Source organism: Vibrio ziniensis (assembly GCF_011064285.1).
Classification (GTDB): Bacteria; Pseudomonadota; Gammaproteobacteria; order Enterobacterales; family Vibrionaceae; genus Vibrio; species Vibrio ziniensis.
In genome coordinates this window covers 870,670-895,572 of record NZ_CP049332.1, presented here as the reverse complement: position 1 = coordinate 895,572, position 24,903 = coordinate 870,670, and the positions used below count along the sequence as shown (strand labels likewise).

General features: G+C 42.3%; 20 protein-coding genes. 7 read left to right on the top strand and 13 right to left on the bottom strand.

What is annotated here, in order from left to right:
* Nucleotides 1-152 precede the first annotated feature (152 nt).
* The 3 genes from G5S32_RS18995 to G5S32_RS18985 all read right to left on the bottom strand — a co-directional run bounded on the left by G5S32_RS18995 (nucleotide 153) and on the right by G5S32_RS18985 (nucleotide 5,156).
* Nucleotides 153-1,895 (bottom strand): methyl-accepting chemotaxis protein, encoded by a 1,743-nt coding sequence (locus tag G5S32_RS18995; protein WP_165313720.1) that lies wholly within the window; start codon nucleotides 1,893-1,895, stop codon nucleotides 153-155.
* A 439-nt stretch (nucleotides 1,896-2,334) separates the two neighbouring features.
* The gene (locus G5S32_RS18990; RefSeq protein WP_165313719.1) at nucleotides 2,335-4,077 is read right to left on the bottom strand and encodes a methyl-accepting chemotaxis protein; all 1,743 of its coding nucleotides are present in this window, start codon (nucleotides 4,075-4,077) and stop codon (nucleotides 2,335-2,337) included.
* 236 nt (nucleotides 4,078-4,313) lie between these two features.
* Nucleotides 4,314-5,156, bottom strand: a complete 843-nt coding sequence (locus G5S32_RS18985; protein ID WP_165313718.1) for a DUF6279 family lipoprotein — start codon at nucleotides 5,154-5,156, stop codon at nucleotides 4,314-4,316.
* Between the two features lie 262 nt (nucleotides 5,157-5,418).
* Between G5S32_RS18985 and G5S32_RS18980 the strand changes: the two genes are divergently transcribed.
* The gene (locus G5S32_RS18980) at nucleotides 5,419-6,519 is read left to right on the top strand and encodes a CdaR family transcriptional regulator (protein ID WP_165313717.1); all 1,101 of its coding nucleotides are present in this window, start codon (nucleotides 5,419-5,421) and stop codon (nucleotides 6,517-6,519) included.
* Here the strand turns inward: G5S32_RS18980 and G5S32_RS18975 are convergent.
* The 6 genes from G5S32_RS18975 to G5S32_RS18950 all read right to left on the bottom strand — a co-directional run bounded on the left by G5S32_RS18975 (nucleotide 6,514) and on the right by G5S32_RS18950 (nucleotide 12,742).
* A complete protein-coding gene (locus tag G5S32_RS18975; RefSeq protein ID WP_165313716.1) occupies nucleotides 6,514-7,659 on the bottom strand; it encodes a glycerate kinase in 1,146 nt (381 codons plus the stop codon). The two genes, G5S32_RS18980 and G5S32_RS18975, sit on opposite strands and share 6 nt — an antisense overlap.
* A 63-nt stretch (nucleotides 7,660-7,722) precedes the next feature.
* Nucleotides 7,723-8,607: a 2-hydroxy-3-oxopropionate reductase gene (garR, locus tag G5S32_RS18970; protein WP_165313715.1), complete on the bottom strand. Its 885-nt coding sequence runs from the start codon at nucleotides 8,605-8,607 to the stop codon at nucleotides 7,723-7,725.
* An 18-nt stretch (nucleotides 8,608-8,625) separates the two neighbouring features.
* Nucleotides 8,626-9,399, bottom strand: a complete 774-nt coding sequence (gene garL / locus G5S32_RS18965; RefSeq protein ID WP_042481436.1) for a 2-dehydro-3-deoxyglucarate aldolase — start codon at nucleotides 9,397-9,399, stop codon at nucleotides 8,626-8,628.
* 21 nt (nucleotides 9,400-9,420) lie between these two features.
* On the bottom strand, nucleotides 9,421-10,761 hold the full coding sequence (gene gudD / locus G5S32_RS18960; protein WP_165313714.1) for a glucarate dehydratase: 1,341 nt from the start codon (nucleotides 10,759-10,761) through the stop codon (nucleotides 9,421-9,423).
* A 15-nt stretch (nucleotides 10,762-10,776) separates the two neighbouring features.
* Nucleotides 10,777-12,288, bottom strand: a complete 1,512-nt coding sequence (locus G5S32_RS18955; protein WP_165313713.1) for a tripartite tricarboxylate transporter permease — start codon at nucleotides 12,286-12,288, stop codon at nucleotides 10,777-10,779.
* A 40-nt stretch (nucleotides 12,289-12,328) separates the two neighbouring features.
* Nucleotides 12,329-12,742: a tripartite tricarboxylate transporter TctB family protein gene (locus G5S32_RS18950; RefSeq protein ID WP_165313712.1), complete on the bottom strand. Its 414-nt coding sequence runs from the start codon at nucleotides 12,740-12,742 to the stop codon at nucleotides 12,329-12,331.
* A 331-nt stretch (nucleotides 12,743-13,073) separates the two neighbouring features.
* Here G5S32_RS18950 and G5S32_RS18945 point away from each other — a divergent pair, with 331 nt between their 5' ends.
* On the top strand, nucleotides 13,074-14,399 hold the full coding sequence (locus G5S32_RS18945) for an MFS transporter (protein WP_165313711.1): 1,326 nt from the start codon (nucleotides 13,074-13,076) through the stop codon (nucleotides 14,397-14,399).
* A gap of 122 nt (nucleotides 14,400-14,521) precedes the next feature.
* Here the strand turns inward: G5S32_RS18945 and G5S32_RS18940 are convergent, their stop codons facing one another.
* Both G5S32_RS18940 and garD read right to left on the bottom strand, forming a co-directional pair.
* On the bottom strand, nucleotides 14,522-15,559 hold the full coding sequence (locus G5S32_RS18940; protein ID WP_165313710.1) for a type 2 periplasmic-binding domain-containing protein: 1,038 nt from the start codon (nucleotides 15,557-15,559) through the stop codon (nucleotides 14,522-14,524).
* A gap of 85 nt (nucleotides 15,560-15,644) precedes the next feature.
* Nucleotides 15,645-17,195 (bottom strand): galactarate dehydratase, encoded by a 1,551-nt coding sequence (gene garD / locus G5S32_RS18935; RefSeq protein ID WP_165313709.1) that lies wholly within the window; start codon nucleotides 17,193-17,195, stop codon nucleotides 15,645-15,647.
* A gap of 601 nt (nucleotides 17,196-17,796) precedes the next feature.
* On the opposite strand from garD, the gene G5S32_RS18930 reads away from it, so the two are divergent.
* The 3 genes from G5S32_RS18930 to G5S32_RS18920 all read left to right on the top strand — a co-directional run bounded on the left by G5S32_RS18930 (nucleotide 17,797) and on the right by G5S32_RS18920 (nucleotide 21,385).
* A complete protein-coding gene (locus tag G5S32_RS18930; protein WP_165313708.1) occupies nucleotides 17,797-18,774 on the top strand; it encodes a 2-hydroxyacid dehydrogenase in 978 nt (325 codons plus the stop codon).
* Nucleotides 18,764-19,228: a GNAT family N-acetyltransferase gene (locus G5S32_RS18925; RefSeq protein ID WP_246201124.1), complete on the top strand. Its 465-nt coding sequence runs from the start codon at nucleotides 18,764-18,766 to the stop codon at nucleotides 19,226-19,228. The genes G5S32_RS18930 and G5S32_RS18925 overlap by 11 nt, the downstream gene beginning before the upstream one ends.
* Nucleotides 19,229-19,348: 120 nt before the next feature.
* Nucleotides 19,349-21,385 (top strand): methyl-accepting chemotaxis protein, encoded by a 2,037-nt coding sequence (locus G5S32_RS18920; protein WP_165313706.1) that lies wholly within the window; start codon nucleotides 19,349-19,351, stop codon nucleotides 21,383-21,385.
* A 62-nt stretch (nucleotides 21,386-21,447) separates the two neighbouring features.
* Here G5S32_RS18920 and G5S32_RS18915 read toward each other — a convergent pair whose 3' ends face one another.
* Nucleotides 21,448-22,287, bottom strand: coding sequence for an aldo/keto reductase (locus G5S32_RS18915; protein ID WP_165313705.1), 840 nt, complete (start codon nucleotides 22,285-22,287; stop codon nucleotides 21,448-21,450).
* Between the two features lie 291 nt (nucleotides 22,288-22,578).
* Between G5S32_RS18915 and G5S32_RS18910 the strand changes: the two genes are divergently transcribed.
* Nucleotides 22,579-23,661, top strand: a complete 1,083-nt coding sequence (locus G5S32_RS18910) for an ABC transporter substrate-binding protein (protein ID WP_165313704.1) — start codon at nucleotides 22,579-22,581, stop codon at nucleotides 23,659-23,661.
* A gap of 84 nt (nucleotides 23,662-23,745) precedes the next feature.
* On the opposite strand, the gene leuE is transcribed toward G5S32_RS18910, so the two are convergent.
* Nucleotides 23,746-24,387 (bottom strand): leucine efflux protein LeuE, encoded by a 642-nt coding sequence (gene leuE, locus G5S32_RS18905; RefSeq protein ID WP_165313703.1) that lies wholly within the window; start codon nucleotides 24,385-24,387, stop codon nucleotides 23,746-23,748.
* 251 nt (nucleotides 24,388-24,638) lie between these two features.
* On the opposite strand from leuE, the gene G5S32_RS18900 reads away from it, so the two are divergent.
* Nucleotides 24,639-24,896, top strand: coding sequence for a DUF4282 domain-containing protein (locus tag G5S32_RS18900; RefSeq protein WP_165313702.1), 258 nt, complete (start codon nucleotides 24,639-24,641; stop codon nucleotides 24,894-24,896).
* Nucleotides 24,897-24,903: the final 7 nt, after the last annotated feature.

The following is a 24,903-nucleotide window of genomic DNA, read 5'->3' as shown; positions in this document are numbered from 1 at the left end:
TGATTCGTCACCAATTTAAACGAGTGTTAACAACTCACTCAATATGACCAGTACAACACTGACAATCATATTACCTACCCTATACATGGTATTGAAAAGTGAATAAAAAAAGAGCACCAAACGATGCTCTTCATGACATTTAAAGCAAGTTATTAATGAACTTTGAACTGTCCAACAACCTGTGATAGATCGCTAGACGTACCACCTAATTCTCTACTGATGTTATCCGTCTCAGTTGCACTGTTATTTAGCTGACCTATCAGAGCCTGAATGGCCGCCATATTACGGCTTACTTCTTCCGTTACATGACTTTGCTGTTCAGCCGATGTTGCCATAAGTGTATTCAAATCATTAATCTCAACCACAGATGTGGTTACAGTATTCAATGACTCCATCACTTTATGAGTGCTTTGTGATGTTGCTTCACAGCTCTTACGAGTAGTTTCCATCTTGCTCACCACATTTTCAGAGGTATTATTGAGCTTAAAAAGCATCTCATTGATTTGTGCAGTACTTTGTTGAGTACGAGCAGCCAATGCACGAACTTCGTCCGCAACAACCGCAAAGCCTCTGCCTTGCTCACCCGCACGCGCCGCTTCAATTGCCGCGTTCAGCGCAAGTAAGTTAGTTTGCTCCGCTATATCACCAATCACCTGAAGCACAGTACCTATTTGCTTAGTATCTTGATTCATCGCACTGATGGTATTTGACATCTCTGCCACATCAGCTTCCAATGCTGTTACGCTTCGTACAGCTTGATTTACCGTCTGTTTAGACTCATCAGCGTAAGTGTTGGTTAGCTCAGTCAACTTAGCTGCATCAGCTGCACTTTGTGCAATAGATCCTGCTGTAGCACTCATTTCGTCAATCGCAGTAATGACCTGCTCTGTCTCAATGGTATGCGCATTTAGCATCTGCATATTCGATTCAGACTGGCTGCTTAAGTGATTAACCGCAGTATCAATTTTCGATGAAGAGTTAGATACTTCGATGAACATACCCTGAAGCTGTTCTATGAAACGGTTAATCGATGTTGAAATCTGACCAATTTCGTCTTGAGAAGCCACGCTCAAGCGCTGAGTTAAATCACCATTCCCCTGAGAAAGACCAGCTACTAGGTCTTTTAGGCGTAGTAAAGGTTGGAACGCGAAGTGCAGCATTGTCACACTTAAACCGATAATGATCACTGCACAAATAAGTAACGCCAAAGTAATCTTCCAGTTCAGACTGTCTGTATTGGCTTGAATATTGTCTAGGTCAATATAACCGTTCAGTGTCCATGTTTGACCGCCAAGATCAAATTTACGTTCAACTGGAATCAGGTTTTCACCCGTCTTATCAGAGAAAATCGTAATGCTATTCGCGGATATCAATTCCATATAACTGCCTGAAAGCGAATAGGCCTCAAGAATTGGTTTTAGACCACTCAGATTCAGAGTGAAGAAGTTCGATGAACCGTCCAGATGTTTAATTGAGATATTAAGTGTTGGCTGACCATCAACAACAATCACTTCACTCACTGTAGGCTCAGCCGTTAGGCTTTCTGAAAGGGTCATATACTTTTGCGTTTCATCTTGCTCTAGCACTCTGCCAGTATCATCAAACGCATAGCTACTTGCCAAGCGGACGATATGAGAGAAACCAGCCGATTCTTTCGTCGTACCGATATCCATCATGTTGAATTTGAGGCTTTTCGCAAGGTTCAACTTGTCTTGTAACTCACCCTGCAGAGTTTTATTAACCAACTCAATATTGTGCTCTATTCTGGCCGTATCTGACTGATAGATATAGCTACTAATAAAGTGGTTAACACTGAGATAGGATACAAAAATGGTGATGGCAATGATGGCAACAATTAGCGATATAATCTTGTTCTTAAAGGAAAAACTCTTCATAAGTCTTCGCATCCTTTACAAAGTTCTTAGCCTGCGGGTCCCGATAAAACCGTGAGCTGGTGGTGAATAGAATATTTATTATTATGCGGATTATCAGTTAACTGCTGGTTGGCTACGCTTGATATAAACGCCCTATCAAGCTGACTTTCAACTATTCGTCACATGATCCGAATAGAGCGAGTTTTCCTACACCTAACTAAGCCTCATTTATTGTTTTCGGCTCATTGTATCCAAACTTAATATGAAACGATGAGGAGTAGTTCATAGATGATCCTACATCGTTCGGTAAATGAGACTTCGGTCATGTTTTTAGTCTATCTCAACTAGATTTTCTAACACGATGTTTCATTTTTTAAAGTAATACTGTAACAGCACAACGGCTACAAAAAAAACGAGCCCCCTTGGGTGCTCGTTCTACTAGGTGTACTAACTCGCCTGTCTAGCAAACTCTAAATTGATTTACTACTTGGGATAGATCCGTTGAAGTACCTTTTAACTCTTGGCTTATCGCATTGGTCTGTGAAGCGCTATTATTTAACTGATTTATGAGTTCTTGGATCGCCGCCATATTGCGGCTCACTTCTTCTGTAACATGACTTTGCTGTTCTGCTGAGGTTGCCATTAATGTGTTCAGGTCATTAATTTCAATCACGGATGCTGTAACGGTGTTGAGAGATTCCATTACTTTATGTGTGCTTTGCGAAGTTGCTTCACAACTTCTACGAGTGGTTTCCATTTTACTCACCACATTTTCAGAGGTGTTATTGAGCTTAGAAAGCATCTCATTGATTTGCGCTGTGCTTTGTTGAGTACGCGCCGCCAATGCACGAACCTCGTCCGCAACAACCGCAAAACCACGTCCTTGTTCACCAGCACGCGCCGCTTCAATCGCTGCGTTCAATGCCAGTAGGTTCGTCTGCTCTGCAATGTCTCCAATCACTTGAAGCACAGTACTGATTTGCTTAGTATCTTGATTCATAGCACTAATGGTAGTTGACATCTCCGCGACGTCCGCTTCCAATTCCGTCACGCTTCTCACAGCTTGATTTACTGTTTGTTTAGACTCATCTGCATAGGTGTTTGTCAGCTCAGTCAACTTAGCCGCATCAGCAGCGCTTTGTGCAATCGAACCAGCCGTCGCACTCATTTCGTCAATTGCAGTGATCACCTGCTCCGTCTCAATAGTATGTGCATTCAACATCTGGATATTTGATTGAGATTGGTTGCTTAGATTGCTCACGGCAACATCAATTTTCGATGATGAGCTAGAGACGTCAATAAACATACCCTGTAGTTGTTCAATGAAGCGGTTAATCGATGTTGAGATCTGACCAATTTCATCATTCGACGTAACATTTAGACGCTGTGTTAAATCACCATTACCTTGGGAAAGGCCGGCCACAAGATCTTTTAGACGCAACAACGGCTTAAATGCGAAGTTAAGCATCGCAATACTTAGAACAATAATAATTGCCGCAGCAGCGAGTAATGCCAGTGTAATATCCCAGTTCAAACTGTCAGTATTTGTTTGAATATTATCAAGATCAATATAACCATTCAGAGACCATGTTTGGCTATCAATGGTGAACTGGTTTGATACTGGAATAACGTGATCGCTCACCTTATCAGTGAAAATGGTAATCTGGTTTGCTGATATCAGCTCCATATAACTGCCTGGAAGTGAGTAGGCTTTGATAATATCTTTTAGCTTACTGATATCCATCGTAAAGAAGTTTGCAGAACCATCAAACTTCTTCAGAGCGATGTTGACGGTTGGTTTACCATCCACCATTTCCACACCGCTCATAGTTGGCTCTTCTGTTAATTGCTCAGCTAGCTTTAGATATATTTCTGTTTGCTCATCTTCAAGCGAATTCGCGGTATCATCGAATGCATAGCCATTAGCAACCAATACAATACTTGCAAAACCTGTCGACGCTTTCGTGTCTGCAATATCCATCATGCTGAAGTTAAGACTTTTAGTCAGTGAGAGTTTTTCTTGCAGCTCCCGCTCTAGCTGAGCAGTCACCAACTCAATATTGTGTTTGATTCTTGCGGTGTCTGATTCATAGATATAACCACTAATAAAATGGTTCACACTCATATATGAAACAAAAATAGTGACCGCAATGATGCTAGCAATCAGCGCGATTATCTTGTTCTTAAAAGAAAAGGTTTTCATGTATTTCAGTATCCCTACGACATAATGATTAGAACTCAATTTGCTCCGCTATCATGGAGTTAAAACCATGGCGGATGCACATGCACTAATCACAAGCTTACTTGTTGTTACATTTGCAGAGCGATTGTAACATCTATCGGGGATATTAATTAATAATATTCTCAATGCATAACTAACAGAAATACAACATATTATCCATTATTGATCGTTGGACTCAAAGTAAGAGTAAAAACACTTTAGCTATCAATCATGTATAAATCGCGTACTAGATTGCGCCATTCATAAATGGTTTCTTTGAAGTGCTTTATCTGCTTTGGTGTGGAGAGATGAACAATATTGAGAATATATTCATTTGACGTTTGTTGATTGTAATTGAGTTTTGCCTTAAACACGGGGCTATATGACTCCTCTTGAGAATAAAGAAGTTTATAAAGCTTTTGATTAAACTCAGCTTTGTTATTGCGTTCTTCTAGCAATGACTTAATCTCATTTCGTTGAATGGTTTGAAACACAATCCAGTCGTCGGTGGTAATTTGCAAAGATCTAGCCCATAGCTTAACGAATTGCTGTTGCTCGTTGTTTAATTCACCTAGCCACTGCTCCATCCGCTCAGTAATACGTTCTTGGTATTTGGCTCGAGTTTCGTTTTCATTCAAACCTGCATATTTGTCTGAATACTTTTGGTGGCGCTTAGCCATCGCTTGCATAAACTCCTCCACCTGTTTGTCAGATAGATCGTTGGCAAGCGGATAGATACTTGGGAATATACGAGTAACTAAGCTTTGATAATGTTGATAAATCCAATCTCTGTGTTGTTGAAGTTGTTCCAGAGTGAGTGTTTTGGGATTGAGTTCCAACAACTCGTCAAATTGAACAATGTAGTTGTTTAACTCTTCACTTTGATGCCACTGGCTAAGGGCGTGAATCTGGGTTTTGACCAAGCTCTCTTGCTGGTCGGTTAAAGTCACATAGTCATCCAGATATTCAAGTACAAACCAATCAATATGATGGTAAACAAATTTGGTACCGCAGCCAGCAAGCAGTACCGATATCATCAATAGCGTTATCCATCTCTTCATACCTGCATTCCTTCTGCTCCCTGCACATAACATGTATCACTAAAACATAGCAGTCTTAAGACATTGCAGCCTCTAAACCTTGCAGATATACAACCAGTGGTGAACTCACTCAATTACATAGCTGCCAATCCCTCGATGCGATTGAGATCTCAGTTAAAATTATTGTTGTGCATTATGATTGTTGGTTATCTCCCTAATAGGGCTTATGTCTCAACAAGGTATCAACCTTTGACGTAGCGAACAAAAAGCCACAAGTGAATATATGCAGTTACATGAACAATTAGCACAACGAATTGTCGACCGAGCGCAAAAAATCATTAAGTACCCACTTAATGTTATGGATGAGACAGGCATTATCATTGCTTCAACCAACCCCGCTCGCAAATATCAAAAGCATGGTGGTGCTGTACTCGCATTAAGTGAGCTAAAACCAATTGAAATCTCCGAAGGTATGTTGCCTGAGTTTCCCCACGTAAAACCGGGAGTAAACCTACCTATCATTTTTAACAATGAACCAATTGGTGTTATCGGCATTTCAGGTCCATTAGAGGAAGTCCGCCCGTTCGGTGAAATGGTAAAAATGGCCGCTGAAATGGTGGTTGAATACACCTCAATGATGGAGATGACGCGCTGGAGCGAACGCAAACTTGAAGAGCTTCTGCTTGAGTGTATCGACCCGAATGCATCACAAGAACACATCACCAATATGGCGGCGCAGTTAAAAGTCGATATTTTCAATCATCACGCTATTTGTGTAATTGAAGTTGGTAACTCTGGTGATCAAAAAGAAGTCGTTCGCGTACTCAATCAGTGGTCACGTAAACGCCTCAAAGCCGAATACTCTTACAAAACAAACTTAGTGTTGCTCAATGTGACAGAGAAAGAGAAAAGCGGTGAAATCGTCATTGATGACTGGCAAAGCATTACCAGCTATTTAGCAGAATCACTTAAAGTGGATTTCCATTGCTCGATTGGTGCTATCTATAGCCAACCGCAGAATCTTCATTACGCATTTGAAAGTGCAATGGCGACGATGAAAGCCGGACAACGTTTGAATCCAGAAGCGAAGTTTTATCCATTCGCTCAGTATGAACTTCCTGCTCTGTTTGAGAGCAGCTTATCTCGCTGGCAACGAGATAAGCTTTCTACTCACGTTCAACAGTTAGAGCTGGCTGATCCGACACTGATCCACACAATTTTGTGTTGGTTTGAAAACAGCTGTGACATTAAGAAAACATCCAACGTTCTCTATGTTCACCCCAACACCCTTAGATATCGTATGAAACGGGTGGAAGAAATTTGCAATATTGATTTGCACAACTTTAGAGATATGTGCCGTTTGTATTTTAGTTTGATTTTATAACGTTAAACTTTGACCAACTTGGATTGCAGAGGCAATGTTAAACGCACTGCGGGTAACATTTGCTTTTGCTTCTTTCTTAATCTCATCAAAAGTGGTGATTTTGTATACAGAGTCAAAGGCGCAATCAATACCGTGCTGATAAACCTCATCGATCTCATCACCCAGCGCTCCGGCAATCGCAATCACAGGTAACTGGTAATGTTTGGCAATTCTTGCCACACCCACAGGCACTTTACCGTTAACGCTTTGACTGTCTAAACGACCTTCACCAGTGATCACCAAGTTGGCATCTTTCACCATATTTTCCAAACCAACAGCATGAGTCATGATGTCGATGCCTGGACGAAGGTCTGCATCTAAAAATGCATAGAATGCTGCACCCATCCCCCCTGCCGCACCAGCGCCAGGAATATGATCTACTTGTTTGTCTAGGTCTTGCTCAACCACTTTGGCAAAATTAGCTAACGCTGCATCAAGACGCTTCACCATCTCAGGTGTTGCTCCTTTTTGTGGACCATAAATATGAGAGGCGCCGTTTAAACCGGTTAGTGGGTTGGTCACATCACAGGCGACTTCGATATGACATTCACTCAAACGCTTATCAAGATTACTCGCATCAATATGAGCAAGTGTCTCAAGTGCTAAGCCACCGTAAACAAGTTCGTTGCCTTGTGCATCTTTGAACGAAACGCCCAATGCTTGCATCATTCCACAACCTGCATCGTTAGTCGCACTGCCACCTATGCAGATAATCATATGGCGAATACCTTGATTTAAGACGTGGTCGATGAGCTGTCCTGTACCAAAAGTGGTCGCTGTATAAGGGTCTCGATGTTCAGGAGCAATCAATTCAATACCGCTGGCTGCTGCCATTTCAATAAATGCGGTCTTTTTATCGCCAGAAATACCGTAGAATGCTTTGTGATGGTCGCCTAACGGACCTATCACTTCAGTGTACACCATCTCTCCGCCTGACGCGTCGACTAAGGCTTCAACTGAACCTTCACCACCGTCAGCAACTGGACATTTCACATACTGATAATCGGGAAATACTTGTCTAAATCCTGACTCGATAGCGTCAGCGACTTCAATCGCGCTTAAGCTCTCTTTGTACGAATCAGGTGCGATTACAATCTTCATCAATAGACACCACTCGATAAAAAAAGGAAGCAGCAGGTTCCCTACAAACCTGCTGCTAGACCATTAGCTTTGGATAGTTACCTTAGCTAGTTTTTCATAGTGCAGAGCAAGTGCACTGTGGTCTTTCATTTCAAGACCGTCAGCTTTAAGCGCTTGCATCATTTCCATTACTTGTGCAGTAAGAGGAAGTTGTGCGCCCACACCGTGAGAAGTGTCTAACGCGTTTGCAAGATCTTTAATATGAAGGTCGATACGGAAACCTGGTTCGAAATTACGATTAAGTACCATTGGTGCTTTCGCATCCAGAACGGTGCTACCCGCTAAACCACCACGAATCGCTTTGTAAACCAATTCAGGGTTTACGCCTGCTTTCGTCGCTAGAGAAAGAGCTTCTGACATTGCTGCGATGTTCAGTGCCACGATTACTTGGTTAGCAAGTTTGGTTACGTTACCAGCGCCGATGTCACCAGTGTGAACCACGGAGCCAGCCATCGCTTTCATTACATCGTAGTACTTATCAAATACTGCTTTGTCGCCACCAACCATGACAGAAAGAGTGCCGTCAATAGCTTTTGGTTCACCACCACTTACTGGTGCGTCAAGCATTAGAACGCCTTTCTCTGCTAAACCTTTAGCGATCTCTTGGCTAGCTAATGGAGCAATTGAACTCATGTCGATAAATACAAGACCTGGCTTTGCACCGTCTGCTAAGCCGTTTTCACCTAACGCTACTTCTTTTACGTGTGGTGAGTTAGGAAGCATAGTGATTACAACATCACACTGCTCTGCCACTGCTTTAGGCGAAGTCGCTGATACCGCGCCAGCATCTGTTAGCTCTTTAACCGCTACTTGGTTGCGGTCTAGTACCACTAATGAATAACCTGCTTTAAGTAGGTTTTTACTCATTGGTTTGCCCATGATGCCTAGGCCAATAAATCCGATTTTCATAACTATTCCTCTTCGCCCTTATTCACTTAGAAATTTTTGACACAATGCTTGTGTCGCTGCTTTAAACACACCTAGGTCACTACCCACTGCGACTAGGTTCGCACCCCATTCAAGGTAACGCTCTGCGTCTGCTTGAACTGGAGCCAAAATACCGACTGATTTACCAACCGCTTGCGCTTTTTCAAATACGGTCTTAATCGCTGCTTGCACATCTGGGTGGCTTGCATTGCCTAAATGACCCAACGCTGCTGCCAAGTCACTTGGCCCAACAAACACACCATCCAAACCTTTTACCGCTAGAATATCGTCTAGATTGTCTAAGCCTTCTTGGCTTTCGATTTGAACCACAACACAGATGTTCTCGTTTATGTTTTTGAAGTAATCGGTAATCGTGCCGTACGCATTGCTTCGGTGACCCACAGATACGCCACGAATGCCTTCTGGCGGATAACGAGTAGACGCAACTGCAAGTTCTGCTTGTTCTTTGGTTTCAACAAAAGGAACGATGAAGTTGTAGAAACCGATATCCAATAAACGTTTAAGTACGATTGGGTCATTCACTGGTGGACGAACTACTGGCACGCTACGGCTGTCTTTCAATGCCATCAGCTGTGGGATGAAAGTTTGCACGTCGTTTGGAGCGTGCTCGCCATCCAGAAGGATGAAGTCAAAACCCGCTAAACCAAGGATCTCAGTGGTAATTGGGCTCGCTAAAGCACTCCAACAACCAATACGTTTTTCTTGATTGATCATCGCGCGTCTAAAGTGATTTGGATAAATGTTTTCATTCATGTAACTTTCCTCTACCTGCTCTTATCGAACCAAGCACGGTCTTTTGTTGTCGAATTTCCAGTTAGGGACAAGGTACTGCATACCGATGGCATCATCGCGTCCGCCTAACCCCATGTTCTTGTAAAGCTCATGCGCTTTTTCCACTTGAGCCATGTCGATTTCGATACCCAAACCAGGTTTGTCCGGCACCGTGATAAAGCCACCTTGAATCTTCAATGGCTCTTTTGTTAAACGTTGATTACCTTCCTGCCAGATCCAATGTGTATCTAAGGCAGTGATCTCTCCGGGTGCGGCGGCGGCAACTTGCGTAAACATCGCCAAGGAAATATCAAAATGGTTGTTCGAGTGAGAGCCCCACATTAGCCCCCATTCGTGGCACAACTGCGCAACGCGCACTGAGCCTTCCATCGTCCAAAAATGCGGATCCGCCAATGGAATGTCGACCGCTCGCAGCGAAATCGAATGTCCAAGTTCGCGCCAATCTGTCGCCACCATGTTGGTTGCTGTTGGGATACCCGTTGCGCGACGAAACTCAGCCATCGTCTCGCGTCCTGAATATCCAGCCTCAGCACCACATGGGTCTTCGGCGTACGCCAACACATTTTTCAAACCTTTCCCGATTCGAATGGCATCCTGCAAAGACCAAGAGCCATTCGGATCGATCGTCACTCGCGCATCTGGGAATCGGCTTGCCAATGCACAGACTGCATCAGCTTCCTCATCAGGGCGGAAAACGCCGCCCTTCAGCTTAAAATTGCTAAACCCATATTTGTCGAACGCGGCTTCCGCTAAGCGAACAATACCGTCCGACGTTAATGCTTCTTCGTGACGAATGCGGTACCAATCACAATTGTCATTAGGCTGACTTTGATACTGCAGATCCGTGTTGTTACGGTCACCGACAAAAAATAGGTAACCCAACATTTCGACTTTATCGCGTTGTTGACCTTCTCCAAGCAGCGCGGCTACCGGAACGTTTAGCGCTTGCCCCAAAAGATCGAGCATTGCTGACTCAATCGCTGTTACTGCATGAATCGTGGTTCGCAAATCGAATGTCTGTAAACCACGACCCGCTGCGTCGCGTTCTGAGAACGCATTTCGGACTTCGTTCATGATGTTTTTGTATTCACCGATACTACGGCCAACAACAAACCCACGTGCGTCCTCTAACGTTTTGCGAATGTTCTCACCACCCGGTACTTCCCCTAATCCGGTGTTGCCCAAGTTGTCCTGCAAAATCACAATGTTGCGAGTGAAGTAAGGGGCATGTGCACCACTTAGATTCAGTAGCATGCTGTCATACCCTGCAACAGGGATTACCGTCATACTCTCGACCATTGGCATAAACTTCGCAGGACTCATCACATTCACCGTACGTTACGCAGTTTTACTTACTTTTTTGTTTTTGCTTGATTTGAATGCCGAGCGAATCGTATATCCAACTGAAGCCAGAATGATTACCCACAAGAACATCGCAATTGGGCTCTTAGTAACGAAGATGGATAGATCACCGTAAGACTCGATACTCTTCACGAAGTACACTTCTGCCGATTTACCCAAGATGAAGCCAATGATGAATGGCACCACTTCCAATCCAATCTTCGAAGCCAACACACCAAAGATGCCGAACAACACTAGTGTCCATACATCGAACATCACGCCGTAGTTGATTGCGTATGCGCCGATAACACACATCATCACGATGATTGGATACAGAATGTATTTAGGAATCAGTACTACCTTCGCAACGTAGCGGATAGCGAAGAACATGATTGCGAACATCACAAAGTTAGCGAAGAACAATGAGATGATCATGAAATCCCAAGTTTCTAGGTTTTCATTGATGAACAATGGGCCAACCTGAATACCTTGCAGTGTAAATGCACCAATCAGAACCGCTGTTGTTGAGTCTCCAGGGATACCCAGTGATAGAAGCGGAATTAACGCACCACCTGTAAGGCCGTTGTTTGCTGATTCAGAGGTAATGATGCCCTCAGGTGCACCTTTACCCATTTGGTCAGGGTTTTTAGAAATGTTCTTTTGCTGTGTATAAGCAAGTACTGACGCCGCACTACCACCGATACCAGGTAAAAGACCAACGAATGTACCAATAGAAGAAGAACGAATTAGGTTGAAGAATTGACCTTTAAATACTGACCAGTTGAACTTTTGTTTTGCATCCAATTTGATCATGTCGCTCGTTACATCATCGTCAGACTTCTTATTCAAACAAGCAACGATAATAGAAGACAGACCGAACATACCGATAAGTACTGGCAGTAGTGAGAAACCGAAACTTAATTGGTCTTCAAACGCTTGTGGCATTAAGCGGTATTCGCCGTTACCACCAACAGAGATATCGTAAGCACCAATTAAAGCAACTAATACACCTAACAGGCCACTGAAAATACCCATCAACATGTTTTTAGACAGAGACGAGATAACCGTCAGAGCCAAGAAAATAAGCAGGAATTTTTCAACAGTAGAGAATTTAATTGCAAAGTTCGCAAGGAACGGCGCGAAAAAATAGAGAACAATTGCACTAAATAAGCCACCAAAAAGTGAAGACGCAACAGCAATTTTCAGTGCGCTTTCACCCTGGCCTCTCTGAGCCATAGGATAGCCATCAAAAGTGGTGGTAATAGACGAAGGGGTACCAGGGATATTGATCAGTACCGCAGGCACCAAACCTCCTGAGATACCACCAACATATAGACCAAGTAGTAGAGCTAAACCGTCAGTTAAGCCAAGTGAATAAGTTAAAGGTAAACAAACCGCTACAGCAAGTGTTGCTGTCATACCCGGAATGGCACCGAAAATAATACCTATTAATACGCCAATCGAACTCAGCAGAAACATATTAATAGACAAATGTGACAATATTTCCATAAGAAGTTCCACATTCAAGTTTTTGTTTCAAATATAAATTTTAAGGAAGTGTAATTCCAAAAATTTGACCTAACACTACCCAGGCAATTACTGGTGATATAACCGAGTTAATGGTTATATATATAATTTTTCTTTTGTTGATTTCTTTTTCGATTAGTAAAGGGATACAGAATAGAAAAGGGATAGTCGTAATTAAAAATGCATACCCTGTATTTGGAAATACTTCACCTAACGCTTCCATCACCAAGATATAAACACTGATCAACGCCAAAAATAGGTACGCTTTGTAGTTTTCATGATTCAGAATTGATTTCATTGAAAAACCAGCAACGCTTTTCGCAATTGTTTTTCTTTCTTTCACCAAGATAATCGCGAATAAAACAAGGATACACGTGATCACTATCTTGGGGAAAAACCAATGCGATTCTGCAAAATCGATACTCACATTTAGCATAGCATTTTCCTTATGTAAGGTAATTTAAGAACTTTGGATGTGAATAGTATGGAGGATAGCACTTGCCTTCGCTTTATTCATTTATACAAAAAAACAAGTAAGTTGACTGTTTTTTTTGTACAAACAAACAAGCCAGTGTGACCACAATACAATGAGGTTAAGTTGTTGTTTTTAAACAATTAAATAATTAAACAAAAAGCACATTGCCTTTAACACTGGTTTTTGGAGATTTGTACAAATGTAATCCAACACATCACAAAGCCTTGCTGCTCATAAGCGGACAAACATCTCTTCACATAAAATAGGGAAAACTCTAATTAATGTGACTTATATGAAATCGATATCCGTTAGATACTCTGTTGTATTTTTGCTTATGTTTGTCACCACCATTTTCTTTGGTGGGAGATCGATATTATCGATATCAGGTGGTGACCTAAGTAAGGATTTACAACTCTCAACTGTTCAGCTTGGTTATTTGTTTTCCTCATTTTCTGTGACCTATGTACTATTTCAGATACCTTGCGGCCTGCTATTGGACAAAATTAAAACAAAATTTCTATATCTCTTTTTCTTAATATTCTGGTCAGTAGTCAGCTTAGGCACATTCTTCGTTACCTTTATTCCAAACTCATTCTTCATTTTCCCAGCTCTAATAGTATTCCGTTTATTAGCAGGATTATTTGAAGCGCCTATTTTTCCAGCTAACAGCCGAATCGTTTCCTGTTGGTTTCCAAAACATGAAATATCTTTCGCCTCTGCGATATTTGCCTCATCGCAATATCTGTCGATTTTTATCTGTTCCCCCATCATCGCTTGGGTAACCTATCATCAGGGGTGGCAGTTTAACTTTCTCTACCTTGGGTCAGCAGCATTGTTACTAGGGATAGTTTTGAAGTATTGGCTACATAGCCCAAAAGACCACCCTTTTATTTCGCAAACAGAACTGGATTATTTAGATCAACATCTAGCTGTGAAAACAGCGAGCACCAAAGTTGAGCAATCGAGTGTACGTGAACGAATTACTTTCCTTATGACCAATAAAACCATGTTAGGTGTTTGCCTTGGGCAGTACTGCATGAACGCGATTACCTTTTTCTTCCTAACTTGGTTTCCTCTCTATCTTATTGAAGTTAAAGGTATGTCTTTAGTGAGTGTGGGAATAATGGCTTCCATACCAGCATTATTTGGTTTCTTTGGTAACCTCTGTGCAGGGTTAGTCTCTGATCGTATGGTTAAACTTGGGTTTTCCATTGCTAAGGCACGTAAACTGCCTATCATCGTGGGTATGATGTTCTCCACTTTTATGCTTTTTTCACTGTTTACCGATTCGCCGATATTGATTGTGATGTTTATGTCTTTTGCATTTTTCGGTAAAGGATTCAGTTCACTAGGTTGGACCATCGTTGCGGATATCGCTCCAAAACCGCTATACGGCTTGTGCGGCGGTATTTTCAATACTGCTGGAAACCTTTCTGGCATTATTACACCGGTCGTTATCGCCTACATGATTGAGATTACGGGGTTTTTTGATGTGGCAGTTTACATCACTGGCCTACATGCACTGATCGCCATTGTCTGCTTTGTCTGGTTTGTGGGAGACTTGGATAAAATTGAATACCCAACCAGCCCTAAGGCAAGTGGTTATTCAGTCTCTTAACTTATGAATAGATTAACGTGCGTCAGCTTAATTAGCTTATGGCTTATAAATTGGTTTTCTTTATTATAAAAAAATGCCCACTAATGTGGGCATTTTGCTGACTATCGAGGACGAGTCGACAGTTATTCAGTAATGTTTTTAAGTACTTCTTTGTACTTCTCACTCTTAGCTTGTAAGTGTTCAAGTGCTGCTTTTGAATCACGGAAGTTAGGTACAAAGAACGCTTTTTCAAAAGTCTTTTGAATCTCGCCTTCAGCGTAGATTTCTTTCAGAGCTTTATCGATGTATTCGATTTGGTCTTTTGGCATCTTCTTGTTGTATAGGAAGAAGAACTCTTTATCGAATGTGAAGTTCGTTGTTGCATCCATTGGTACTTGTACTTCTGGCTCTGCATAAGAGTAGATTTGCTCTTTACTTAAACCACCAAAACCGTTTTTGTTAACGTTCGCGATAGTGTCACGAGTTGAAGTTAACCATACGAATTTCATCGCTTTTTGGTCAGATGCTTCTAGACGAGTGAACTGTTCGTTAGCAGGCAAGCTACCTTGGATAAGGTCTGCTAGGCCATCAAACAACAGTTGGTTTTTGTCTGACTGAGAACCCGTGTTAATAGCAATGAAGTTTGACTCTTTACCAGGATATTTCAATTTGATTGCGTTTTTAACCGCACTGTAGCCGATTTCAGATACACCACCTGGTTGGATAGCAACGCGAACAGTTTCACCTTTACCAACAGCATCAATGATGTCATCCAGTGTGTTGTATGGAGACTTCTTAGGCACTAGGTATGCGTTTGCAGGGTTGATAGCAAAAGTTGGACCGATAGTGAACTCATTAAAGATGTCGTAGTACCCTTTAGTTCCATACAAGTAGCCTAGGTAGGACTGGTCGTGGAAGATCATAATGGTGCTACCATTGCTCACTCGGCGAATAGTTTGGAATGCAGCGGTTTCACCAACAGCATCAACTTTTACGTTTGCATCCAATTTCTTCGCGAGTGCTTCAGAAACAATTGCAGCGGCTTGGTAAGTATCACCGCCTGTTGATTTAGAACCGATTACAACACGAATATTACCAAAGTTAGGCTTGTCAGCACTCATCGCAACCATTGGCAGTGCCATTAGAGAAAGTGCAATTGCGTTCCTTACGAATTTTTTCATAAATTCCTCTTGTTTCACTTAATTTAAAAATATGTAGGTATTAGGTAGGGTCTGTCATTCGTTAGAACACAGACCCTTATTATTTTTAAGTCACTGGTGCTGGGTTAAATACAGCCAGCGCATTATGCAGACCCCATTGATCTGAGTAGGTTTTCTTCTCACCACTCGCAACTGCGATAACGTAGTGGAAGATTTCCCAACCCATCTCTTCTAATGTGTTATCACCAGTTGCAACTGTACCTGCGTCAATATCCATTAGGTCGTGCCAACGTCTAGCAAGCGGAGTTCGTGTTGCCACTTTAATGACAGGAACTGCCTCTAGTCCGTAAGGAGTACCACGTCCAGTTGTAAACAATTGAACAGTAATGCCTGAAGATACTTGCTGTGTACCACATACGAAATCACTCGCAGGTGTCGCTGCGTAAATCAAACCTCTTTTCGTTGGACGTTGTCCTGGCGAAAGAACTTCTACGATTGCGCTGCTTCCCGATTTCGCAATAGATCCCAAAGCTTTCTCAACTACGTTTGCTAAGCCTCCCTTCTTATTGCCCGGAGATGGATTCTCTCTTCGGTCTGTTTGTCCGAGGCTTAGGTAGTGATCGTACCAAGCCATTTCATCCATTAGGCGTTGACCCACTTCTTTGCTTTCACAGCGAGGACCAAGCAGATATACCGCGTCGCGAACTTCAGTCACTTCTGAGAACATCACGGTAGCGCCAGCACGCACGAATAGATCAGCAGCAACACCAACCGCAGGGTTAGCCGTCACACCAGAAAACGCGTCGCTACCACCACACTGTGTACCAACAACTAGTTCAGACACAGGACAATCTTCACGTTGGCGGGTATTCAATTTAATAAGGTGCTTTTCAGCCGTTTGCAAAATGCTACGAACCATAGATTGGAAACCAACATGATTGTCACTTTGCAGCGAAATAATGTCATCCGGATCAACGTTGATGCCTTTAACGTCGTCCGTTCCTTTAAGTAACTTTTCAGGTTGAAGTTTTTCACAGCCTAAACCCACTACCATCACTTCACCACCGAAGTTAGGGTTCAATGCAAGGTTGTGAATAGTACGAATTGGCACTACCGCTGCTGGCGCATTAATCGCGACACCACAGCCGTATAAGTGGTTCAGACCAACGACACCGTCCACATTTGGGTATTTAGGTAGTAAGTCACGCTTGATAATGTTAACTACGTAATCCACCACGCCCGCAACACAATGCACACTGGTCGTAATACCAAGCAAGTTCTTCGTTCCCACACTACCATCCGCATTGCGGTAACCTTTAAAGGTGTAGCCGGTTAATGGTGGCAACGGCGCAGGGACGTTAGTTGCTAGTGGAATATCTTCCAATGGTGGTGCTTCAGGAATGTCCACGAGAAATTCGTTGATCCAACCACCTTTAACAATTGCCGTGTTGGCGTAGCCAATCACTTCACCATAGCGGCGAATTTTATCGCCCGGCGCAAGGTCAACAAGAGCTACTTTATGCCCTTCTGGTATATCTTCCTGCAATTGAAATTCGTCGTTGAACATAGTTCCTTTAGGCAACCCACCATCGTTAACAACGATGGCAACGTTATCGCTAGGATGTACTTTAATATAACGAGGCAACGTATTATTCATTTCACAAGCTTCTTTGAGTGATGTTCATGTCATAAAAATTAGTTCATCGCGGGAAGAGTTACATCATAAGTATTATCAAATTATTCTGTTTTTTATTTATCCAGTTTTGTTCAAAACTACAAAACCAGAGATTTAAATCACAACCAAACGCAAAATTGTATACCTTAGTCTAACTTCTTTAATTACAAATATTTTTTAAAAATTAAACTCAAGCTGTAGTTAGCGATCTATATCACAATATATTTGTGTCAAGTTAGAAAAAATATTGTTTAAATTAATTATTGCTAAACTACGAAATTTATTCACTTAGACAACACATAAAAATAATCATTTATAAACAATACCTTATAAACACATCAAAAGATCGCATCAAGTTGTAATTAATTACAAATACAGGTTTTCGTAACAATGTTAGATATATTCACGTTTAGTTAACTTTATTTTTTATTCAAATATCTGTTTCTATTTTTGTCGGTATGGATCACGATAATAGAACGATATAAGGTAAGAGCAAAATAAAATAATTCTGGCTTTGCCAGCTGTAAACTTGAACAAATTGTTGTTTTTGGAAGCGGTCGCGAAGTTGTCTAGGAGAGAGTAAATGAAAAAGAAAGTCATTCTGTACAAGAGTATCCCTGAAAATGAAGTCAACCGTCTGCATGAACACTTCGAACTAACCGTGTTTAATGAACTTAATGATGCTAATCGCGAAGAATTCAACGCAGCATTGACTCAAGCGCATGGAATCATAGGTTCTGGTGTCGTAATGTCCGATGAACTGCTCAATACTGCACCACATCTTGAAGCAGTATCGACCATTTCCGTGGGTATCGACCAGTTCGGGTTTGACTATCTCTCCCAACGTAAAATTGCCCTAATGCACACGCCTGGCGTATTAAATGAAACCGTAGCAGACACCGTCATCCTTCTTGCCTTAGGTACCGCTCGCAGAGCTGTAGAGGTTTCAAACATGGTGAGAGAAGGTCGCTGGGACAGAAATCTTCCCGCTGAATATTTTGGTGTTGACCTTCATCACAAGAAGATGGGCATTGTCGGAATGGGTCGTATTGGTTACGCAGTCGCGAAACGTGCGCATATGGGATTTGGTATGTCTATCTGCTACCACAACCGTTCCGCCAACTTTGAAGCAGAACGCGATTTTGCAGCAGAGCGCTTAGAACTTAATGAGCTGCTTTCAACGTGTGATTTCGTTGTCGTATTGGTTCCTCTCAGCGCAGCAACGGAAAAAATGTTTGGCAAAGAACAATTTGAACTGATGAAATCTAGCGCCATATTTGTCAATGCTGCACGTGGCAAAGTGGTTGATGAAAATGCATTAATCGAAGCGTTGAAAAACAAAACGATTCGCGCCGCTGGTTTGGATGTGTTTGAAGTTGAACCTCTGCCAGCATCATCACCCCTTAACCAATTGGATAATGCATTCTTGTTACCGCACATAGGTTCTGCAACCACAGAAACTCGTTACAGCATGGTGCAGTGTGCTGTCGATAACATCATTGCTGCATTAAATGGAGACTATTCGGCAAATTGCGCTAACAGAGCACAAATTGAAGGGTAATTCAGTTTTAAGCGAGATTCGATTTCGTCCAGCTACTGACGCCGACTGCCTTTTTGCTTATGAGCTTAAGAAGGCTGTCGACTTCGATTTGCTAACGCTTGAACATGGTTGGGACGAAGAGCTTCAATGGGCCTTGCATCAACACGAATGGAATACTGGTCTGCCTACAGTTATCTGTCATCAAGACAAGCCCATTGGAACTTACATGTTGCTGGAAAAACGTGACCAGATCTACTTTTCTAGGTTCTTTATTCTACCTAATTATCAAAATCAGGGGATCGGACGTAAAGTTATGGAATATGTCATCCGATATTCTAAACAAACCGGAAAACCCTGTTCTCTGAGCTATCTTAAAGACAGCCATGCAGGAAGCCTCTACAAACGCATGGGATTTGAAATCTATCGGGAGGAATCACCCTTTATTTATACCAGATACACCCCTACAAAGTGCTGAACTCAGCAAAATGTAACAACCGAGATTCAACAAAATCTATAAATAAAACGACGAAGAATAAACACATATGCATAAATCACTACATAAAGTGGTTTGAGTATAAAAAGGTTAGGAATGTCTATGATCCAATATTACCGAAACAGAAACTTGGGGTTTCAGTTGCGCACCGTCATGACGGTATGTTTGCTGATTGCATTTTCAAGCATAGCTGCATTGGTCTATCAAAATGCTTCCAAAGTACTTTTGAATACGACACTGACGGAACAACAGTCCAAAATCCAAGCTATGGGTAAGACCATTGAAGGTCAGTATAACGCTTACCTAGAAACCGCTCGTATCCTTGCATCCACTCTTCGTAATGGGTACCTAGAGGGATTTTATGTTGAAGATAACGAAGTCAATTACAATGGCTACCAAATTCGCGATATTACAATTTGGGGTGAGAGCATTGTAAGCGATGTACGTAAGCCTGATGCTTTCAGTCGGGATACAGGTGCTGCTGCCACTATATTTGCGCCAGTAGGAGACGATTGGATTCGAATCTCCACTTCACTTCGCGACTCAGAAGGCAAATTAGAAATAGGCACGTTATTAGGCAGAGAACACCCTGCATATAACAACATCATGAATGGTCAGCCTTATTATAGTGTGGTGACTTTATTAGGTCGGAACTATATCGCCTATTATGACCCCGTATTGAGTGATGAAGGAAAAGTAACAGCCATTACCAGTATCGCCTTGCCAGTAGAAGATGCCACCCAATCTATTTTTGAGTCTTTACGTTCCGTTTCTTGGGGTGACACTGGCTATACGATTGTTCTAGACAACAAACAAGCAAACCTTGGTCATTATCTGTTACACCCCAAATTTAAACCCAATGACCCATCTATCTTAGATGTTGCCGATTACAACGGTGATAAGCCTTTTAAAGCTATCTTTAGTCAAGATACAGGCATCCTCACCTATCCATGGGAATTTAACGGCTCAGTCGGAGAAAAATACATTGTGTACGCCACTGTTCCGGGTTGGGATTGGAAGATTCTTGGGGGTACTTTTGTTAGTGAAGTGACCAAAGAGAGTACAGAACTTCTCAAACTGATTGCTATCATTTCCCTTGTGGTTGGCGCATTAACCTTTGTCATCATGAGTCTCTTCATCAATCGCAGTACCAAGCCGTTGACCATACTTAGTGGGTATATGGAGCGATTGGGCGAAGGTGAAGTGAGCATCAAAGTTGAGCAAGGCAGCCAGAATTCACAGAACGAAGTAACAAGGCTTACAAACAGTGTCAGCAACATGGCAAACCGCCTTAACTCTCTTGTTGGGGATATTCGTTCGACCAGTGAGCAGCTCGACGGTCAGTCAAGTAGTGTGTTGACTGATGCACAAACCAACCTGCGTCAGTCGGATGCACAACAGCGACAAGCAGAACAAGTGGTTACAGCTATTGAAGAGATGGCAACATCAGCAAAATCCGTCGCACAACAAGTTGAAGCGATTGCCGAAAACGTTCGTCAGGCAGACGAAAGTACGCAAAACGGTTTGGGTAAAGTGGAAGAAGTTTGCTTAGATGTGGCACAGCTCAACGATCAGCTCGATCAATCAGCAAAAGCCATTGAGCAAGTAAACAACGACAGCAATAGCATCCAAAGCGTCACCAAAATGATTGATGATATTGCCGAACAGACGAACTTACTGGCTCTTAACGCTGCAATCGAAGCGGCGCGAGCTGGTGAACAAGGTCGTGGCTTTGCCGTAGTTGCCGATGAAGTAAGGACTCTTGCTGCTCGCACGCAAATGTCGGTTAAAGACGTAGTTCAGATTATTAACCAGTTGAAGAGCTCAACAGGCAATGCTGTCTCTTTAATGCATCAAAGCCAGCAAAACGCCAACAAGGTGCTCGACAAGGCGCAAGAAGCAGGCACTTCACTCGAATCTATAGCAGAACAAGTACGCGGCATCGCAGGTCAAGCCGAAGCGATTGCCACAACTGCAGAGCAACAAGCTCAGGTGTCACAAGAAGTTGCAGCAAGTGCTTCTGAAATTTCAGACTTAAATGTTCAAAGCCGTGAAACAAGTGCACAAACGTCTGACAGTGCTCAGCAGCTTTCAGAACTGTCCAAGCATCTTAAACAGCAAGTAGATTTCTTCCACTAACGTTTGTTTGTTCTTGAACATTAAATAGCTAAAGAGCCGCAAATGCGGCTCTTTCTTTTACTCTACCGGATCCCTATTCGCCCTTCATAATCATTTGTCGGAGCTGGGAACTCTCGATTAATCCGCTCAATATCGCTTACGGTTAACGTTATGTTGGCAGAATCTAAATTCTCTTTTACTCGAGAAACCGTGCTGGATTTAGGTATAGCAATAACGCCAGACTGATGAAGCAACCAAGCTAACGCTATTTGGGCTGGAGTGGCATTGTGCTTGTCTGCTATCGTCTGAAGTGCAGGTTCAAATAATAAAGAGCCTTGATCTAATGGGCAGTAAGCCATCATTGACATTCCCTTCTGATCGCAAAACGGCTTGACCGCCCACTCAGGCTCTCTACACGCTAAGTTATAAAGCACTTGGTTTGTTGCACAAAGCCCTTGTGAATCAGCAGAGCAAAAGTCTTTCAGGTCATTGATATCAAGGTTACTGACGCCATAATCGCGAATCTTGCCCTGCTCTTTTAACAAATAAAGTGCTTCAAGCGTTTCTTCAAAAGGCACAGAACCCATCCAGTGAAGTAGATACATATCTAAGTAATCGGTATTCAAACGACGTAAGCTGCGTTCACAAGCGGTAATCACACCTTTTCTAGAGGCATTATGAGGATAAAATTTACTTACGATATATAGCTGATCACGGAATCCTTTCATTGCTTCACCAGCAATGCTTTCGGCTTCGCCTTCACCATACATTTCTGCGCAATCCAGCAAACGAGCACCGTATTCAATACCAAAGCGCAACGCTTCTACTTCCTGTTTGCGAGTTCGCGGGGTCTCACCCATATACCAAGTGCCCAAGCCTAAGCGAGGCATAGGATTGTTACTTGGCAAAATAAAATCTTCCATTTTCATTCCTTACAACTAACAAGAGCAAACTTTTCATATCTGCAGATTTCCATACGTACAGAATAGCGACGAAAGTTCGATAGGTGTTGCCAGAATCACACATCTTTGAACTGGAATGAGCGATTTGTAGCAATGAACAATGAACGCTATGAGTTAGACAACAAAATTATAGAAAAATAAATGATAATAGTTTGCATGTGCATTTATATTGACAATATAATCAGCGCCAACCGCCAGACAAGCGGCATAAATAACGATCTTTTAAACAAGGACAATAAAAGGTTTCATTACATGATTCAAAAACTGTTTAGCCTTTCAACTTTGCTGTTTGCTTCTTACAGCTTCGCTCAAACAACCACCATTACAGACGTACTTGACCGCGAAGTGACTTTCGATGCTCCTGCGAAGCGTGTCATCGTGGGCTTCTACCCAGAAGATTACATGGCAATTGGTACTGAAGCGGCGTACGACAACGTAGTTGGCATGTCGAAATACATTTGGCAAGCACGCCCAGCAAACTGGGAAATGAACGTCAAACACCGCCCTTCACTCGACGAGATTCCGGGTATTGGTCGTGTAGATACCAATACGTTCTCAGTAGAGAAAGTGATCAGCCTAAGACCAGACCTTATCATGTTGGCTGACTGGCAATACAAAGGCTTAGGTAGTGACATCCAACGTCTTGAAAGCGCTGGCATTCCAATTGTTGTGGTTGACTACAACGCTCAAACTCTAGATCGCCACATCAAAAGTACCCAGCTTATTGGTGTGATCACTGGTCAACAAGAGCGTGCCGCTAAAATCGCCAATGAATATAAGCAGAATATCGAGATGATTACTGCTCGTTTAGAGAAAGCAAACCTTCCTCAACCAAAAATCTATACTGAGTACGGTGCGTCTGGCATCAACGAGATTGGCTACACATTCGGTAAGAACATGTGGGGAGCTATCGCAACTGTGGCTGGCGGTAACAACATTTCAGCACCGTATGTTGAATGGTGGGGCAAACTAAACCCAGAGCAAATCATCGCAGCAAACCCAGATGTTATCGTCATTACTGGTTACGAAACGGGTACAGGCAGTGATTCCATGGTGATGGGGCAAGGTGTTCAAGAATCTGTAGCGAAAGAGCGTTTAGAAGGCTTTAAGAAGCGTACTGGCTGGTCTTCAATTTCAGCAGTTAAGAACAACCGCATGTACGCGGCCTACCATGGCGCATGTCGTACCATTCTTGATGGTGCAATGATTCAGTTCTACGCAAAAGCAATGTACCCAGAAGTATTTGCAGACTTGAATCCAAACCAAGCTTACTTAGACTTCTACAAAAACTACCTGCCAGTTATGCCAGAAGGTACGTTCATTACTGAACTTTAAGTTACTCGAGTCGCTTACTCTATGTCGGCGCGATGAAAACAAAAAGGCCTGAACATATGTTCTGGCCTTTTTGTAACTATTCAATTAACTCAAGCTCGCCAGACGAGCCGCAAAACCCATAAAGAACATACCCAGCAAGCCATTGCCCAAATTCGCCAATACCTTGTTGTTTTTGAACATCTGAGTCAAAGAGGTACCAAGGAAAATCAGCACACTCAAATAGACAATACTGAACACTTCTAAAATGGTTGCCAAAATCAGGTAAGATGCCCAAGTGTGCTCATAGGTGTAATCAATAAACTGGATGAAGAACGACACATAAAAAAGAATCGCTTTTGGGTTGGTCAAACTTAAAGTAAGTGACTTAGCAAACACGTTCTCTTTCTTCTTAGGGCGCGCCATTTCTGCCCCCTCTTCACCTTTTTTGCTCATCAGTTGATGGATGATTTTAATACCTAAATACAGCAGGTAAGCCGCACCAAGATAGCGGATGATAGTGAACAAAACTGGAGAAGTTTGAATGAGTGACGCGACTCCCAGATAAGAGAGCAGGATTAAAACAGCATCGCCGATTAACACACCAGACGCTGCTTGATAGCCAGCTTTCACACCCAGTGATGAGCTTGATTTCAATACATAAAGAGAGTTTGGACCCGGAGCAAGAATGATCATTGTCAGACCAACTAAATACGTCCAAATATTAATAACGCCAAACGCCTCTAACATATTGCCCTCTATATACTGCGCAGAATTGAAACAGAAATATACGCCCGAAGAATGTAAATATCCAGTTACAACATGATGACTTATTAAATTATTCGCTCAAACAATTCGAGTAAGAATCTAACCATCTGAATAAATGAGATTTACCTACAGCTTAACAATGGTATTTATAATCAATCCGTTTAATATCTTTACTCGACAATCTATGTCTATTCACCCAAGAAAAACAATAAATTAAACAAGGAAATGTAACTATGAAATCAATGTTCACCTTCGATTCAATGCTAACGCCAAAACTCGTAACAGGTCTTTACTGGCTGCTTATCATTATTGCGGTGATTTCTGGATTAGGCACCATGTTCAGCGGTTATGAGGGATTAACTGCAGGCACTTTCTTCTTAGGCTTAATCACTATGATTCTAGGGTCAATTGGCGCTCGTATCTGGTGTGAACTGATGATCGTTATCTTTAAGATCAATGAAAATCTTCAAATCCTAAAAGATAAGCAATAGAAAACTT

Coding starts and splice junctions, on each gene's coding strand:
- garR (WP_165313715.1), bottom strand. CDS start 8,607: ATGAAAATCGGATTTATTGGCCTAGGCATCATGGGCAAACCAATGAGT.
- G5S32_RS18915 (WP_165313705.1), bottom strand. CDS start 22,287: ATGGAAGATTTTATTTTGCCAAGTAACAATCCTATGCCTCGCTTAGGC.
- G5S32_RS18990 (WP_165313719.1), bottom strand. CDS start 4,077: ATGAAAACCTTTTCTTTTAAGAACAAGATAATCGCGCTGATTGCTAGC.
- G5S32_RS18995 (WP_165313720.1), bottom strand. CDS start 1,895: ATGAAGAGTTTTTCCTTTAAGAACAAGATTATATCGCTAATTGTTGCC.
- gudD (WP_165313714.1), bottom strand. CDS start 10,761: ATGAGTCCTGCGAAGTTTATGCCAATGGTCGAGAGTATGACGGTAATC.
- G5S32_RS18920 (WP_165313706.1), top strand. CDS start 19,349: ATGATCCAATATTACCGAAACAGAAACTTGGGGTTTCAGTTGCGCACC.
- G5S32_RS18955 (WP_165313713.1), bottom strand. CDS start 12,288: ATGGAAATATTGTCACATTTGTCTATTAATATGTTTCTGCTGAGTTCG.
- G5S32_RS18980 (WP_165313717.1), top strand. CDS start 5,419: ATGCAGTTACATGAACAATTAGCACAACGAATTGTCGACCGAGCGCAA.
- garD (WP_165313709.1), bottom strand. CDS start 17,195: ATGAATAATACGTTGCCTCGTTATATTAAAGTACATCCTAGCGATAAC.
- G5S32_RS18975 (WP_165313716.1), bottom strand. CDS start 7,659: ATGAAGATTGTAATCGCACCTGATTCGTACAAAGAGAGCTTAAGCGCG.
- garL (WP_042481436.1), bottom strand. CDS start 9,399: ATGAATGAAAACATTTATCCAAATCACTTTAGACGCGCGATGATCAAT.
- G5S32_RS18910 (WP_165313704.1), top strand. CDS start 22,579: ATGATTCAAAAACTGTTTAGCCTTTCAACTTTGCTGTTTGCTTCTTAC.
- G5S32_RS18945 (WP_165313711.1), top strand. CDS start 13,074: ATGAAATCGATATCCGTTAGATACTCTGTTGTATTTTTGCTTATGTTT.
- G5S32_RS18930 (WP_165313708.1), top strand. CDS start 17,797: ATGAAAAAGAAAGTCATTCTGTACAAGAGTATCCCTGAAAATGAAGTC.
- G5S32_RS18940 (WP_165313710.1), bottom strand. CDS start 15,559: ATGAAAAAATTCGTAAGGAACGCAATTGCACTTTCTCTAATGGCACTG.
- leuE (WP_165313703.1), bottom strand. CDS start 24,387: ATGTTAGAGGCGTTTGGCGTTATTAATATTTGGACGTATTTAGTTGGT.
- G5S32_RS18985 (WP_165313718.1), bottom strand. CDS start 5,156: ATGAAGAGATGGATAACGCTATTGATGATATCGGTACTGCTTGCTGGC.
- G5S32_RS18950 (WP_165313712.1), bottom strand. CDS start 12,742: ATGCTAAATGTGAGTATCGATTTTGCAGAATCGCATTGGTTTTTCCCC.
- G5S32_RS18900 (WP_165313702.1), top strand. CDS start 24,639: ATGAAATCAATGTTCACCTTCGATTCAATGCTAACGCCAAAACTCGTA.